We start from the raw sequence: 15,882 nt of genomic DNA on the forward strand, positions 1-15,882 counted from the left end.
TACCAACCCCCTTTGCAGAGGTAATAATGGACTCCGCCGTGATACAACTTTTAGTGCTGGCTGGTATTGCTGTATTTCTGATCCTGCGCCTGCGCAGTGTTCTGGGGTCGCGTGAAGGTTTTGAGAAACCCCCGGTCACCGGGCCTGCGAATGGTGATGGCGCGTCCTCCCGTCAGCGGTTCGAGGTGATCGAAGGCGGTCCCGATACCGACATTTTCGACCATGTTGCCGAGGATTCGCCTGCAGCGAAAGCTCTGGCGCAGATGAAAAACGCCGATCCGGAATTTCACGTTGGCGATTTTCTTCAGGGCGCGCGCGGTGCGTATGAGATGATCCTGATGGCGTTTGAAAACGGCGATCTGGATTCTATTCTCCCCTTCCTGTCGCGCGATGTTTTCTCCAGCTTCGATGATGTGGTGCAGCTGCGTGAGCGCGAGGGCCTGCGTGTCGATGCGCAATTCGTAGGCGTGCGTGAGGTGGAACTGATCACTGCCAACTATGATGCCGACACGCGTGAGGGTGAGGTTACAGTGCGATTCGTTGGCGAACTTACCTCGGTTGTGCGCAATGCGGCAGGTGAAGTGATCGAGGGTGATCCAAACGTGGTCAAGCGCCAGAAAGATGTCTGGACCTTCGCGCGCGAAATGGGCGCTGCGAACCCGAACTGGAAGCTGGTCGCTACAGACGGCTGAGTTCCGGACCAATTGTGATGGCCCGCGCCCTGGTAACCCTGGGGTGTAAAGCCACAGCCTGCACAAGGGACAGGTCATGGCGCGCCGCCGATCCAGAAATCTAGACCCTGCCGAACAGGATTTGTGGCAAAAGGTGGCGCGCACGGCACGTGCGATGCACAGCTTTCAACGCGCGATGTCTGAAGCTTCCGCGCCAGAGGCCCCCAAACCCATCAGCCCGCCGCCAGAACCCCTCGCGCAGTTCCGCGTCGGGTCAAAAGCGGGCGGTTCTCCGGTACTTCCGCCCGCTGACACCGCCACCGCCCCGGTCCGTATGGACCGAAAGGCGTATGACCGGCTGCGGCGCGGTAAGCTGACCCCCGATGCCAAGATCGACCTGCACGGTATGACACTGGCCGAGGCGCATCCCGCGCTGATCGGGTTCATCATGCGATGTCATGTGCGGGGCGATCGGCTGGTGTTGGTGATTACCGGCAAGGGGCGCACGGCAAGTAGCGACGGCCTTATTCCTCGCAGGCAGGGGGCGCTAAAGCAAGACGTGCCACACTGGCTGCGCAACATGCCGCTGCGGCCTTTGGTTCTGGAGCTGCGTGAGGCGCATCAGCGCCATGGCGGCGCTGGGGCGCTTTATGTCTACCTGCGGCGACCAGGCAGACCCGTCTGACGTGGTGTTCTCGCGTTGGCGCTACAGCACATACCGGCTCAGGTCGGAAGACCGCACCAGATCGCCGAGGTTCTTCTCCACGAATGCGGCATCGACTGTCACCTCTTCGCCGCCCCGGTCGGGTGCTGCAAAGGACAGTTCTTCGAACACCCGTTCCATCACCGTATAGAGCCGCCTTGCCCCGATATTCTCAACCGACTGGTTCACATCGGCGGCGATCTTTGCCAGCGCGGCGATTCCCTCTTCGGTGAAGGTCACGGTGACATCCTCGGTGCCCATCAGCGCGGTATATTGCAGCGTCAGTGCATTGTCAGTCTCGGTCAGGATGCGGACGAAATCACCTTCGGTCAGCGCGCGTAGCTCTACCCGGATCGGCAGTCGCCCCTGAAGCTCGGGCAGCAGGTCGGACGGTTTGGCAATGTGGAACGCGCCCGAGGCGATGAACAGGATATGATCGGTTTTCACTGGCCCGTGCTTGGTGGAGACCGTCGTGCCTTCGATGAGCGGCAGCAGGTCGCGCTGCACCCCTTCGCGCGAGACATCGGCGCCGCGCGCATCCGACCGGGCGCAAACCTTGTCGATCTCATCCAGGAACACGATGCCGTTTTCTTGCACAGCCTCCAGCGCGATACGGGTCACAGCCTCATCGTCCAGCAACTTGTCGGCCTCATCGCTGATCAGCAGGTCGTGGCTTTGCGCGACGGTCATCCGCTTGCGCACTTTGCGTCCGCCAAACGCTTTGCCGAAAATATCGCCCAAGTTCATCATGCCCCCCTGGGGCATGCCGGGCAGATCCATCGTAGGCATGGGGCTGGAGGTATCCGTCACCTCGATCTCGATTTCGGTGTCGTCCAATTCGCCGCGCTTCAGTTTGTTGCGGAACATCTCGCGCGTTTGTTCGCGGGCGTTTTCCCCCGCAATGGCATCAATCACGCGGTTTTCGGCGCTGGCATGCGCGCGCGCTTTGACCTCTTCGCGCATCGCCTCGCGGGTCATCGCAATGGCGCTGTCCATCAGGTCGCGGATGATGCTGTCCACATCGCGCCCGACATAGCCAACTTCGGTGAACTTGGTCGCCTCAACCTTCAGGAACGGCGCTTTGGCCAGTTTCGCGAGGCGGCGTGAGATCTCGGTCTTGCCAACGCCTGTCGGCCCAATCATCAGGATGTTCTTCGGATAGACCTCTTCGCGCAGCCCGTCGGGTAGTTGTTTGCGCCGCCAGCGATTGCGCAGGGCCACTGCAACCGCGCGTTTTGCGGCGTTCTGGCCGATGATGAAACGGTCCAGTTCGGATACGATCTCGCGCGGGGTCAGAGTGGTCATGCTTCAATCGCCTCGATGGTCAGGTTGCCGTTGGTATAGACGCAAATATCGGATGCAATCGCCATGGCCTTGCGCGCGACATTTTCGGCGTCCATGTCGGTTTCCATCAAGCCGCGCGCGGCGGCCAGCGCGAAGTTCCCGCCTGATCCGATGGCAGCGATGTCATGTTCCGGTTCCAGCACATCGCCTGCGCCGGTAATGACGAACATATCGCGGCCGTCAGTGACGATCAGCATCGCTTCCAGCTTTTGCAGGTATTTATCGGTGCGCCAGTCCTTGGCCAGCTCGACCGAGGCGCGGGCCAGTTGGCCCGGCGTTGCCTCAAGCTTGGCTTCCAGCCGCTCCAACAGGGTAAAGGCGTCTGCTGTCGATCCGGCAAAGCCAGCTACTACGTCATAGCCACCGGGCGACAGGCGGCGTACTTTGCGCGCCGATCCCTTGATGACCGTTTGGCCCAGCGAAACCTGCCCGTCACCTGCGACGACAACGCGACCGCCGCGGCGCACGCCCAGTATGGTTGTGCCATGCCAGCCCGGAAACTGGTCATTCGCCATTGCGTACCTCTTTCAGATCAGCCGGGAACCGGCCGCGATGGGGGGTGTGGTGGGGCACCGGATGGGTGCCCCAAAAAGGATCAGAGCGCTGCGTCGATCCAGGTTTTCAGCGCGGCCTTGGGCGCGGCGCCTACCTTGTTCGATACGACCTTGCCATCCTTGAACAGGAACAGCGCGGGGATGCCGCGAATACCCATTTGGGCGGGGGTGTCGGGGTTTTCATCGACGTTGATCTTCACGATCTTGACCTTGCCGGAATAATCGTTCGACAGTTCTTCCAGTGCCGGGCCGATCTGTTTGCAAGGACCGCACCATTCGGCCCAGAAATCAACCACGACGGGAATGTCGGCGTTCTTGACTTCAGCGTCGAAGGTGGCGTCGGTGACGGGGATGGTGGCCATGTCGTTTTCTCCTGACAGCATTGGGTTGGGGGATACCTATGGACGCGATCATCCATGGTCAAGGGAGGCACGCGTCAGTGCCGATGACAACAGTGCGGAGGGCAATCGCATCAGCCGGGCCGCGCGTGTCCAGAGTAGCGCCACCTCGACCTGCCGGTCGGGGTAGATTTGGCGCAGCGCGGCCTCATACGCGGCCATCTGCCGCAGCAGGCCGTTGGGTACGGCCGCGGGGCTGCCGGGGATCACGGCATTCGATTTGTAGTCCACCGCCAAAACCCTTTCGTCGCTGACGATCAGCCGATCCACAGTGCCGTTCAGTCGCTGGCCCATAAGGTCTGCGCACAGCTCCACTTCGGCCAGGGTCCCGGGGGCGAACAGGAACGCCAGTTCGGGGGCTTCCAAAACGGCGGCGGACTCGGCCAGCAGGCTAGGCACATCAGGGGTTGCGCCGCCATCCTCTTGCCCGGCGCGCAACAAGTCATGCCCGCGTTGAAGCTTCACATCGGCGGGCGCGTCGGCCCAGTGCGGCAGGTGTTCCAGCAACATATGCAACTGGTGGCCGCGGCGCATCGCGTCGTCGCTGTCCAGCGTTGCGTATTCACCCGCCAAAGCCTTCGCCCCGCCCAGCCCGCTGGGGGTCAGCGGCGCGGCGGGACGCACGGGTGTGGGGGCGGCGGTTCGCGCCCAGTCGGGCAAGGGCGGTGCATCGGCGGCCTCGTCTGGCGCGCGCGTCCCTGTGTTGGGCCATGTCTCATGCGCGTGGCGCAAACCCGCGCCAAAGCGGAACTGATGCACCCCTGCGCCCGCCGCCCGCGCCGCCGTTTCGGCCTGATCGTACCAGCATTTGCCATCCCCCACGTCGCCCGAGGCCGCGACGATCAGCCAGGTCTCGGCCCGCGTCATCGCGACATACAAAAGCCGGGCGTCTTCGGCATCGCGGATCGCCTTTGCGGCGGCAATCGCGGCCTCCAGCGGCGCGGGGTTTTCGCCACTGCGCATGGTCCAGCACATGGTGTCCTCCATCAGGACCAGATCGTCGCTGCCGCGATCGCGCTGTTTTGCTGTATCAGGCAGAATCACGATGGGCGCCTCAAGCCCCTTGGCGCCGTGGACGGTCATCACGCGTATGCGGCGGCCAGCAGTATCTGCCTGTCGTTTGACCTTCACCTCCTCGGTTTCCAGCCAGGTCAGAAACCCAGTCAGGCTGGGCACGTTGCCGCGCTCAAACTCCAGGGCCTGCGTCAGGAACGCGTCGATACCGTCTTCGGCCTCGGCGCCCAGCCGGGCCAGCAGCAGGCGGCGACCATCGTGGCGGGTCAGCATACGCTCGATCAGATCGTAGGGGCGCAGGAAATCAGTCTGGTTCAGCAGATCGCTGAGGATTTCGCGCGTGGCTGTCTGTCCGCAGTCACGCAGCGCCTCCCACAGGAAGCCCTTGCGGCCATGGGCCAGGCGGAAAAGATCATCTTCTGACCAACCGAAGAGCGGTGAGCGCAGCGCGGCGGCGAGTGACAGATCATCTTCGGGGGTGGCCAGAAATGACAAAAGCGCGGTCAGGTCGCGTACAGCCATCTCACCGCCCAGCCGCAAAACATCGGCCCCGGCGATCTCCAGCCCCTCGACCTTGCAGGCGCGGATGATCTCGTGAAACAGTTGCGATCGGCGGCGCAGCAGGATCAGGAAATCCCCCTCATGCACCGCGCGCGGGCCGTCCTTCTGCGGGACGCAGGTACCCGTATCAATCAGGCGACGGATGTGTTCGGCGATGCGGCGGGCCAGCTGGCTGGTGTGGTGTTCGTCACCGACCAGATCGACAGGGTTGAACCACGCGCCATCTTCGGGGTCGGCGGTCTTGCCGACGACCGGCCAGATGTCCACGCGCCCCGGCAGTGCGTGCTGAAAGGCGATGTGTTTCACATCCCCGCCCAGCCCTGTTCCGCGATGATCGGCGAAGCAATGATCGACCACGCGCAGCACCGCGTCAGAGGACCGGAAGGAATGCAGCAGTTCCGTCCGGTTCAGCCCCACGCCTACCGCATCCAGCCGGGCGGCGAAATCGGTGCGCATCGTCTCGAACATGCCCAGATCGGCACCTTGGAAGGAATAGATTGATTGTTTCTTGTCGCCTACGACAAAGATCGTGCGGTCGTCGCTGCGCGCGGAATCGCCGACTGTAAATTCCTGCGTTAGCAGTTCGATCACCCGCCATTGCTGAGGGCTGGTATCCTGCGCCTCATCGACCAGGATGTGATCGACCCCGCCATCCAGCTTGAACAGCACCCATTGTGCAACCGACGGGTCGGTCAGCAGATCGCGGGCGCGCAGGATCAGGTCGTCGAAATCCAGCCAGCCGCGTTGGGTTTTGCGTGCCTCCAGCGCGGGCAAAAAGACCCCGGCAAAGCGATGCAGCGCGGCGGTCTTCGCGGCGGCCGCCAGCGACAGGCGGACCGGGCGCGCGCACTCGACCCGGCGCATCAGTTCTTGCAGTGGGTGCATAAGATCGCCAAGCGCGGCGCGCGTTGCGTTCGTCGGAAAGCTGTCCAGCTTGGCGGCGAAGGGCCCGGCCTTGGCGGTGGCACCAAACAACAGCAGCCCCTCCAGCGCGGTCAGATCGGCCAATTCGGGCGAGGTTAGTGACAGTTTGGCCAGCTTATCGGCGGCTTTCACATCGGTGGTGGTGCCCGCGCGGAAGATGGGGAGTAACTGTGCAATCAGCGTATGCTCGCCGCCCAAGAACACCTGCGCCAAGAGCGTCACGGCGCTGGCGTCGGGGTCCAAGCCAAAGCGCGCCATTGCTGCGTTTCTGTCCAGCGGCGGAGCGAAGACATCGCGGTGCTTGGCAATGCCCTGCATCAGTTCATCAAGCGAGTCGCCGGTGAAATGCCGCAACAGCCCTTCCACCACGTCACCATGCGACAGCGTCAGCCCCTCCAGCACATCGGCGCGCAGACGTTTGGCGGTGCGGTCGTCCATTTCGGTGAATTGCGGCGTCACGCCCGCCTCCAGCGGAAACCGCCGCAGGAGAGAGGCGCAGAAGGAATGGATCGTCTGGATTTTCAGTCCACCAGGGGTTTCGATGGCGCGGGCGAACAGGCGGCGGGCGCTGGCCAGCGTGTCGCCGGTCAGGTCGCTGTCATGGCCGATGTCGCGCAGCGCGGCCGACAGCGCCGCATCGCCCAGCATCGCCCATTCGCCCAGCCGCGCGAACAGGCGGTTCTGCATCTCGGATGCGGCGGCCTTCGTATAGGTCAGGCACAGCACCCGCTGCGGGCTGGTGCCGTTCAGAAGCAGCCGCGCCACCCGGTCGGTCAGCACACGGGTTTTCCCCGATCCGGCATTGGCCGACAACCATGTGGATGCCGTGGGATCAGCGGCTTGGATCTGGCGCAGGCTGGCCTCATTCATGTGTGATCCCCCACGTCCTCGGCCACGGGCAGGTCAGCCATGTCCCATTCGCCAAAGCGCGACAGATGGTCATAATCGCCGGGATAGAGCGCCTTGAACGTGGCGCGTCGCGCGGCAAAGCCCTGATCGGGCGACAGGTAGCGGGCGATCAGCGCTTCCAATTCGGACCAGACAGTATCGCATGCCTCGGGCGTCAGGACTGTCGCCTCAACCTTCGGATTGGCGCCCATGCCAACATAGGTGATGCGCGCGACCTCTTGTGGGCCAAGATCGGGGAAGCCACCGCGTTCAGCCATCGCGGCCTGTAACAGGAGCTGCTTTGCAAATTGTTCCTGCTGCTTCGCACTGGGAGGCACGCCGGTCTTGTAGTCCAGAATCTCTAGCCGTCCGTCCGGCCAGATGTCGATGCGATCAGGCTTCGCGGTCAACTGAAAGCCAAGCGTGGGAAGGCTGACGGCACCGGCCTTTTCAATCAATGTGGGTGTACCGTGCAGCCCGGCCTCAAATTCGGCGAACCACGGCGCGACGCGGGCGAGCCGCATCCGCCACATCAGCCGGGCGGCGGGCCACGGTACGGCGGCGCCCAGCACCTGATCGGCAACCTGCATCAAGTCGGTGGCCTCGGTCTTTGTATAGGTTTCGATCACCTTGTGCAGGACCGACCCGCGGAGCAGCGCATCAGGCATCGGGTGCAGCGACCGCAGTGGATAGAGGCCCAGCACATAGCGTGCGTAGACCGCATAGGGGTCACGGATCAGCTTTTCGATCTGCGTCACTGGCAGGGTACGGGGGCGCGCGGCAGCGGGCGGGCGCGGTGCGGGGCGGGTCGCGCGCGCCTGTCTTGCGGGCGGAATCGCGCTGAAATCGCCCTCATATGCGACGGCAAGGTTCAACCAGTGCTGCCCCCGCGCGCGCATCGCGTCCAGCGCCGCCGCGCCTCCCTGCCCCTTTAGCCCGCCCATCAGGTTCATCAGGCGGTTGAGCCAGCGCGACGGCACGGTCTGCGCTTCGGCATTGCGCACGGCGCGTGACAGCACGACCTGCCGCGCGCCGATGGCCTGTTGATAGTCGTGCGCTGACAGGCCGATCTGGCGTTCAGGCAGCAGAAGGCCTGCGTCATGCCGCATCTTGCGGTTCAGCCAGGGGTCCGGCGTGGGGCTGGGCGGCCATATACCATCGTTCAACCCACCAAGGATGACCAGGTCCGCGCCCTGCACCCGGGCTTCCAGCGTGCCCCAGATCATCACGCCGGGATGGGCTGCGGTTGCTTCACGCACTTCGCCGCCTTGGAGGATCGCGGCTACAAAATCGGCATAGTCGAAGGCAGACAACGCGCCGCCGCTGGGGGATTCCGCCAGCAATTCCCGCATGACCTGCTGTGCCTTTTGCCCGGCGGCCTCTTGCCACAATTCCCCGGTCGCGGTGGGGTCGTTGAGGGGACCGCGCGCGAAGGCTTCCGCCAGCGCGATGTGGCGGATCACCAGGGTCTCCAACGGTTGGGCGTCGGTCTGCGGGCCGGGCAGCGTGTCGGCGAGCCAGCGCGCCCACGCGCCTTCGGCCGGATCGCCGTCCTTGCCCCGGGCGCGGGCGGCCTCGGCGCGGCTCCCTGCCCATTGCTGGAGGTCTTGGGGCGTGACAAACGCAAGCCCGCGACGGCGCAGATGCAGCTCCAGGTTGTGACTGCGGACCAGATGTAGGTTGCGGTCGACAGCGCTGTGGGTCAGCGGGTGTTTGAGCAGGGTCACCAACGCCTCGGCGCTGACGTCAGTCCGGGTCAGATCCGCCAGGTGGCGCAGAAATCGCCCTGGCGCCGACAGCGCCAGCGGCTTGCCCGCGCTGTCATCCGGAGTGATGCGCCAGCTGTCCAGTGCTGCGGTGACCTGTCGGCTCAGGTTGCGGTCCGGCGTGATGAGCGCTGCGACCTGCCCTTCGGCCACGGCAGCGCGCAGCCGCAGGGCGATTGCCTGCGCCTCGGCCCGGGGGGACGGCGCTTCGATCAGCACTACATCGGTTGTAGCGGCGTTCAGGTCGGGCAGCGACGGACCCTCGACCATCCATTGATCTGTCACGGGCGCTGGTCGCAATGACAGTGAGACCAGCGCGTTGCGCCCGGGGTTGGGCGCCGGCTGATCGCGCCACAGCCGCACGTCGGCGGCGGTCAGGCAAAGGCGCTGCATCAGCGCATGAAAGCGGTATTGCGGATGATCCTCGGCCATCAGCGCGTCGGACATGCTGTCCCAGACGCTTTCGGGCATGTCGAAATCGAACCCCGGCAGGATGATCGCGCCCTGTGGTAGGGCGGCTACGCCCTCCATCAGCCGCATGGTGGTGCCGCGCGACCCAGTTGAGCCTGCGATCAGAATGGGGTGATCAGGCGGCGCCTCCTGCCAGCGCGCCACGATCTTTTCGACGGCCAGCCTTTGCCGCGATTCACGATCGGGCGCGTCGCTGGTATAGAAGCCATCGACCAGCGTGATGAAGCGCAAGGTGCGTTTCCAGTGGTCGGAATGGTCCGACACATCCAGCCCGCGCAGCACATCGGGGGCGACGGCTTCGCCCTGCATCTCATCCAACAGTCGCGCCAGACTGTCCGACAGGTCAAAGAGCGCGGCACGTGGGGCCAGCTCCGGTTCCTGCACCAGAAGCCCTTCGACCAACTGCGCAAGTTCCAGTCGCCGCCGCAGGGGCGGCACGGGCGGCGGCAGCCCGTCAACCGCGCCCAGGTCGCCCAGATCGGTCACCAGCCGGATACGCGGCAACAGCCGCGCCCCGTGGGCGGTCAATTCATCACGCAGGCGGCGCTGCATCCGGCGGGTGTTGACCAGCAGTTCCACACGGGCCAGTGCTTCGGGCGGCTTGCCGTGCGTCCGCTCCAGCAGCCCGGCAACCAGCCCTGCGGGGAAATCCGCCCCGGGGGACAGGGCAAAGAGGCGCGGGGCGTCGCTGGGCTGAAACATCGGGTGGGGCCTTTGGGCGGGGGGCTTCGCGGCAGTCTATCGGGGGGCTGTGCGGGGCGAAACCCCAAAGAGCCGGGACCTTGATGGCGGGCGACCTGCATGGCCCGCGACCCAGTGGGCGCGAGGTCAGGCTGCCGGAAAGCCGTCGATCACTTCCGCCCAACGTGGCGCATCGGCAAAAATATCCAAGGCTCGCGCATCATCCTGCCCGGCGACATATGAAAACGCCAAATGCAGCGCGCCTGGCGGTGGTTCGGCGAGACGGTCGGGCCATTCCACGAGGCACAGCGCGGTATGGAACGCGTCCTCCAGCCCCAACTCCAACACTTCATCGGGATGCGTCAGGCGATAGAGATCGGCATGCCAGATTTCCAACGCCCTGGCTTCATAGGTTTGCACGATCGTGAACGTGGGAGAGGGTACATCCTCGGCGGCCTCTCCTTGCAGATACCGGATCACCTTGCGTGCGAAATGCGTCTTGCCCGCCCCCACCGGCCCAGACAGAAGGATCACATCGCCTGCGTGCAGGCGGGGCGCAATCCAGTGCGCGGCGATGTCAGTCGCGTCCGGGGTAGGCAGGATCAGGTGGCGAGTGTGGGTCATGGCGCGGTTTACGACAGGCCTAGCGGCCGCGCAACAGCTCCTCCATCGCGATCGGTGCCGGTTCGCCCGCCAGCCGCGTGCGGTAGACAACCAGGGATTCCGCTACCCGCATGATGTAATTGCGGGTTTCAGCAAAGGGGACGGATTCCACCCAGTCGATGATGTCCACTGATGGGTCGCGCGGATCGCCCAATTCTTCGATCCACTGGCGCGGCCGCCCCGGCCCGGCATTGTAGCCCGCTGCGACAAGCGCCAACGACGGGCCGAATTCCTCGGTCAGTTCGGTCAGATAGGCCGCGCCCAGCCGGGCATTCAGGCCCGGATTGGCGGTCAGCTGCCCAGCGTCGAAATCGCTTAGGCCAATGCGCTGCGCCATCATCTGTCCGGTACCCGGCAGCACCTGCATCAGCCCGCGGGCATCGGCGCGGCTGACAACGGCGGCGTCGAATTCGCTTTCGCGTCGGGCGATGGCTTTGACCAACTCGATCGGCGCAGAAAGATCGGCCCGCGCAAGGTCGGTCAGCGGAAAATAGGCGCGCGGCAGGATGATGTCGCGCTGCACCGCGATCTTGGCGATGTTGACGGCAAAATTCGGCTCATTCAGCGCCAGCATCAGGTCAGAAAGCGAACCCAGTTCGGCCTCGGATTCCAACTGAGCCGCCAAGTGCATGACGAAGCGCCGCGCCTCGAACCATTCGCCAGCGTCGCGCAAGATCAACGCGGCGGCCAGCAGGTCCGACTGTGCAAGCGCTGTCTCACGCCAGTCGGGGTAATCCGGCCCCGCCACAAGGGCGTCGCTCATTGGCAGGCCGATGCGCTCGGCGGCGATCTGACCGTAGTAGCTGGTCTGGTGTTCGGCACCAAAGGCATAAGCGGCACGGGCGGTTTCCGCCTGTCCCAGCGCTTCATGCGCCCGGCCTTCCCAGTATCCCGCGCGTCCTAGGCTGATAGGCGACGAGACCCGTACCCGAAGGTTGCGGAAATGGCGCAACGCTTCGGCGGGCATGTCCAGATCGCGCAGCGCGATGAAGCCCGCCAGCCATTCCAGATCGGCAAATTGCACGCCGTCAGTAAGGTGGTGGTTCGCCGCCAACTCATAAGCCAGCGCGTGGTCGCCATCGGCTATCGCCTCGCGCACGAGGTAGATGCGCCAGCGCGCCCAGGCCTGAGGCTCCCCCAAGGCATCGGCGCTGACCGACTGGGCGCGGATCAGATCGGTCGCGGTGTCGTGGATCTGCCGTGTCATGCGCCAGTTGAAGCGGTCAAAGGCCAGCCCGGGGGCATCGGCGAGGTCAGGGGGAACCGCATCTATCAGGGCATTGACACCGTCTGCCCCAGTTTGCAGGCCGATGCGCGCCTGCGCTAGCCGTGACTGACCGGAGCTGACACGATTCAGCATCCGCCCCGCCGCCTCCCGGTTGCCGTCCCACAACAGCCGCGTCAGCCGCTCGGCGTGCAGAGGTGTTAGGGCGTCGGGGAAGGCGTCCAGCAGCAGCGCTTCCTGTTCGGCGCTCAGACTCGCCCCGCGCCAAAGGCGGATCGCCCCAGCCTGCGCAGCATCGTGCGCGTCCGATGCTGTTTGTGACGCGATCAGGGCCATGGCGCCGATGTCGGTCGCTGGGGTGCGGTCGGCGAAAAATGCCAGCACCTGCGACGGTGTGGCGTCAGTCAGATTACGCTCCCCCTGTTGCAAGATCGTCTCGGTCAGGGGCCAGTGCGGATGGGCATTTGTGAAGGCCACGGCCTCGCCTGGCGTCCCTTCGCCGGCACGCAGTTGCCGCCAAGTGATTAGCGTGCCGGTGATTGGTTCCGACGGATCAGCCATCGCTTGGGCCGCGGACCAGTCCCCGGACTGTCCCACAGCCCAGGCCGCCGAAAGAAGGCCCGCCGCCCGAGACGGCGGCGCAGTGTCCTGCGCCTCGGCGGTGGTCAGCAAAACGCCCAGTACAAAAAAGGCGGATATCGCGACGGATATGGTCTGGCGCAAAGGCATCAACAGTCTTTCAGCTTGAAAACTTCCCCATAAGAGTCTAACCGCGCTGGCGCATGCCGCAACACACAAACATGGCACTCGGCGCGATCCTGCCCCGATGCCAGCCGTGCTGCAAGGTAGCACCCGTCCGGCATTTGCCGCAGCAATACGAAGGAGACGTGCCATGATCAGAGGGTCCATTCCAGCCTTGGTTACACCCCTGAAGGACGGTGCTCTGGACGTCGACACGCTGCGCCAGCTGGTGGAATGGCACATCGAAGAAGGCTCGCACGGGTTGGCGCCGGTTGGCACCACGGGCGAAAGCCCAACGTTGACGCATGAAGAGCATGAGACAGTCATCGCTGAGGTGGTGAAGGCTGTGCGCGGCCGGATCCCAGTCATCGCCGGTGCCGGATCCAACAACACCGCCGAGGGCATCCGGTTCATGCAGCACGCGCAGAGCGTGGGCGCCGATGCGGCGCTGGTGGTGACGCCCTATTACAACCGGCCCACTCAGGCCGGTCTGATTGCGCATTACACCGCCTTGCATGATTGCTGCGAATTGCCGATCATCATCTACAACATCCCGCCCCGGTCTGTAGTGGACATGATGCCCGACACGATGGGCGCGCTGGCGAAACTGCCGCGCATCATCGGTGTGAAGGATGCCACCGGAAAGCTGGAGCGCGTCAGCCAGCAACGGATAACGTGCGGGGCGGAATTCATTCAGCTTTCGGGCGAGGATGCGACCGCGCACGGCTTCAATGCTCAGGGCGGCACGGGCTGCATCTCGGTCACCGCGAATGTTGCGCCGCGCCTGTGCGCGCAGATGCAAGATGCCTGCGCCCGTGGGGACTATGCGATGGCGCTGGAAATTCAGGACCGACTGATGCCGCTGCATATCGCCATTTTCATCGAGCCCGGGCTGGTTGGGGCAAAATACGCGCTCTCGAAACTGGGGCGCTGCTCGCCCGAGGTGCGGATGCCGTTGATCGGCCTGACCGATGCAACCAAGGCGCTGATCGACGCCGCCCTGCGTCATGCCGGGCTGCTGAATTGACGCTGCGTCCCGCGCTGGTGTGAAGCCGTGCTGCGCGGTTGACGGTATGTGAAATCTTGTTGCCTGGCAGGGTCACGGGATTGCGAGGTCAACCCAGACAAGGCGGTGCCTCGTCGGCGCCTCCTCCCCTTTGCCGACCAAGTCCGCAAGCTCATCCTGTGGCGGGGGCCAGACGACACCGGCGTCAAGCACTTGCAGGCGCGCGTCGGGCAAAAGGTAATCCACCCGCAGGTTTCCCGGACCGATGTCGCGCACCCATTCCGTCGTGTCCAAGGCTGGATCGCCCCGATGACCAAGGCTGGCAGGGTGGTCTGCCGCAAGTATCGCGTCGACGCTGCGGGGTTGCGGATCTTGCAGGCGTGGGTGGCGCAGTAAGTCCTGCATCGCCTCATGCAGGCCATCGCCATCGACGGGATCGAGGTTTGCACTTCCCGCGACCACTACGGGTCCGTCAGGCGGTGGCATTGGCAGCCTTCCATCGAGATACTGTGTCCAGAACCTGACCTCATCATGATTGCGGTGCAGATTTCGGTTTTCCATTGAACCAAAAACCGGCGGGCTGGCATAGAAGACGAGCAAATTGAGCATCCCAACCGGGTGAATCTGTACCGGCACAAGCCAGTGCCCAGTGGTCGAAAGGCGTTGCAACGCAGGCTCAGGCGTTTCGATGGGCATTATATGCCCCGGCAAATCGGCCCATAGGAAGGTTGAAAAATCTTCCGCATGATCGTGCATGATCGGTAGGCGCGACAGCACCGCCATACCCCCGACACCCGCAAACGCCCCATAGCCATGCGCATCGTCCGCAGTGCCAAGCGTACCGTCGCCATCCATGTCGCGTCCTGTCGCCCAGCCCGTGTTGGGGCGGCGCGCGAACGCATGTGGCATGTCGTGCCCCTCTGCAGAAACCAAGGCCGCAAACGCCCTAAGCGCGCGGAGGTCCATGTCATGGTCGATTTTTGTCAGCACCAGGACGTCAGGTGCGGTTCGGCTGACGATCTGCGCCAACCGGAGGGCGACGGGGTCATTCGCCAGCAGGTTGCGCAAAACCAGCCCTGGCCCTCGTCCTGACAGGTTCACGTTGTATATCGCAACGCGCAGAGAGTTGCGGGATGTGTCTTGCGCTGGGAGCGAACCGGACCCTGCAGCCAACGCGATCACGACAAGGATCAGGATCAGGAGTATACGGATTGCGGCGGGCGCGGAATCAGGTCCTCTGCCGCGGCGATTTCGCGCCGCTTCTCGCGGATCATCACGGCGACCCGGTTCATGGCGATGCCGCGCATGATCAGGCTGACCGGAATAAACGCCCATGCAGAAACCCCCCAGACTAGCGATTGTGGTGACTCCAACGTAATGGGCTGCATCAGGAAGGTGGAGGCCCGCAACAGCACCGGCAACATGAATGGCATGACAATCCCTAAGGCGATGTTAACGACGGCATCGCGTTCAAGCCGTTGAACCACGTCCAGACCTGCTGTCGGGTCGAAGGTCGGGAGATTTACCCAGACGTTGAACTGCGCATGGCGCTGTGGCCAATAGCCGGTGAAGATTGCGACAAAGAAGCCAAGAAGCCCAATCACACCAATGGTGTAGGCTAATGCGCCCGCAGCCAGAACCATGTTGACATGGGCCGGATCCAGCCCCGCGGGCAGCGACAGCATCAGCAGGCGGACGGGGCTATAAGAAAAATTCAACGCCTCGCCTAGATTCATGGCAACCGCCTGAATCAGGAGGCCGAACATTGTCGGAATCTCATCGGTACGTGCCAGAAGCGACAGAAAGAGCACCAGGAAGAACAGCACGATGAACCGGATTCGGTTGTAGGGCGGTGCGTCGCGAAACTGGATCAATCCAGGGTAAGTGGCTGAGTATTCCGCGAAGGTTACCATCGCAGCAATCAGCGCCAGCAAGGTCACAACCTGAGCGACATCGCGGGAAATATCGGGCAAAAGCAACGCCGGAAGTGACACAAGCAGCGCGACAAAAAACGCCCGTAGAAGTGCCCCCGTGACCTGCGACATCAGTTTACTGCCACCCAACTTCATCAGGCCAGCCCCGATTTTGGGTCCGCTGGTCCCCGGTTGCGCATGCCAATGTGGCATGGATTGCCTCATTTTTGCCACAATGTTGCCCACTTCTGCCACCTTTCACAAGACTTAAGACAACATCCTGAATTCCGGGGTCAATTTCGAGGAGAAACTGTCGCAGGTTTGCATCAACATTGTGGAAAAACAAAGGCATCCGTCAC

The 15,882-nt window shown here is 63.7% G+C and carries 12 protein-coding genes; 3 read left to right on the forward strand and 9 right to left on the reverse strand.

The genetic code is table 11. From position 1 onward, the window contains the following. Positions 1-26: 26 nt before the first annotated feature. Together H9529_RS11540 and H9529_RS11545 are read left to right on the forward strand one after the other, a co-directional pair. Positions 27-692, forward strand: a complete 666-nt coding sequence (locus H9529_RS11540; RefSeq protein ID WP_092884406.1) for a Tim44/TimA family putative adaptor protein — start codon at positions 27-29, stop codon at positions 690-692. 76 nt (positions 693-768) lie between these two features. Next, on the forward strand, positions 769-1,356 hold the full coding sequence (locus H9529_RS11545; protein WP_092884408.1) for a Smr/MutS family protein: 588 nt from the start codon (positions 769-771) through the stop codon (positions 1,354-1,356). 21 nt (positions 1,357-1,377) lie between these two features. On the opposite strand, the gene hslU is transcribed toward H9529_RS11545, so the two are convergent. The 7 genes from hslU to H9529_RS11580 form a co-directional block, all read right to left on the reverse strand. Further along, positions 1,378-2,679: an ATP-dependent protease ATPase subunit HslU gene (gene hslU / locus H9529_RS11550; protein WP_092884410.1), complete on the reverse strand. Its 1,302-nt coding sequence runs from the start codon at positions 2,677-2,679 to the stop codon at positions 1,378-1,380. Beyond that, positions 2,676-3,233, reverse strand: coding sequence for an ATP-dependent protease subunit HslV (gene hslV / locus H9529_RS11555; RefSeq protein WP_092884412.1), 558 nt, complete (start codon positions 3,231-3,233; stop codon positions 2,676-2,678). The genes hslU and hslV overlap by 4 nt, the downstream gene beginning before the upstream one ends. A gap of 80 nt (positions 3,234-3,313) precedes the next feature. Further along, on the reverse strand, positions 3,314-3,634 hold the full coding sequence (gene trxA, locus H9529_RS11560) for a thioredoxin (RefSeq protein WP_092884414.1): 321 nt from the start codon (positions 3,632-3,634) through the stop codon (positions 3,314-3,316). A gap of 48 nt (positions 3,635-3,682) precedes the next feature. Then, positions 3,683-7,039, reverse strand: a complete 3,357-nt coding sequence (gene addA, locus H9529_RS11565; protein ID WP_092884415.1) for a double-strand break repair helicase AddA — start codon at positions 7,037-7,039, stop codon at positions 3,683-3,685. Next, entirely contained in the window at positions 7,036-9,996 is a 2,961-nt protein-coding gene (gene addB / locus H9529_RS11570) for a double-strand break repair protein AddB (RefSeq protein ID WP_092884417.1), read from the reverse strand. The genes addA and addB overlap by 4 nt, the downstream gene beginning before the upstream one ends. 126 nt (positions 9,997-10,122) lie before the next feature. Next, on the reverse strand, positions 10,123-10,599 hold the full coding sequence (tsaE, locus tag H9529_RS11575; RefSeq protein ID WP_092884419.1) for a tRNA (adenosine(37)-N6)-threonylcarbamoyltransferase complex ATPase subunit type 1 TsaE: 477 nt from the start codon (positions 10,597-10,599) through the stop codon (positions 10,123-10,125). Positions 10,600-10,618: 19 nt separating this feature from the next. Beyond that, entirely contained in the window at positions 10,619-12,592 is a 1,974-nt protein-coding gene (locus H9529_RS11580; RefSeq protein WP_176846778.1) for a lytic transglycosylase domain-containing protein, read from the reverse strand. 163 nt (positions 12,593-12,755) lie between these two features. Between H9529_RS11580 and dapA the strand changes: the two genes are divergently transcribed. Then, positions 12,756-13,631: a 4-hydroxy-tetrahydrodipicolinate synthase gene (gene dapA / locus H9529_RS11585; protein WP_092885311.1), complete on the forward strand. Its 876-nt coding sequence runs from the start codon at positions 12,756-12,758 to the stop codon at positions 13,629-13,631. Positions 13,632-13,703: 72 nt separating this feature from the next. On the opposite strand, the gene H9529_RS11590 is transcribed toward dapA, so the two are convergent. Both H9529_RS11590 and H9529_RS20780 read right to left on the reverse strand, forming a co-directional pair. Further along, entirely contained in the window at positions 13,704-14,792 is a 1,089-nt protein-coding gene (locus H9529_RS11590; RefSeq protein ID WP_223814150.1) for an endonuclease/exonuclease/phosphatase family protein, read from the reverse strand. A gap of 14 nt (positions 14,793-14,806) precedes the next feature. Beyond that, a complete protein-coding gene (locus H9529_RS20780) occupies positions 14,807-15,769 on the reverse strand; it encodes a hypothetical protein (RefSeq protein ID WP_223814151.1) in 963 nt (320 codons plus the stop codon). Positions 15,770-15,882 lie beyond the last annotated feature (113 nt).

It is taken from the genome of Roseicitreum antarcticum (assembly GCF_014681765.1).
In the GTDB taxonomy this organism is placed as follows: Bacteria; Pseudomonadota; Alphaproteobacteria; order Rhodobacterales; family Rhodobacteraceae; genus Roseicitreum; species Roseicitreum antarcticum.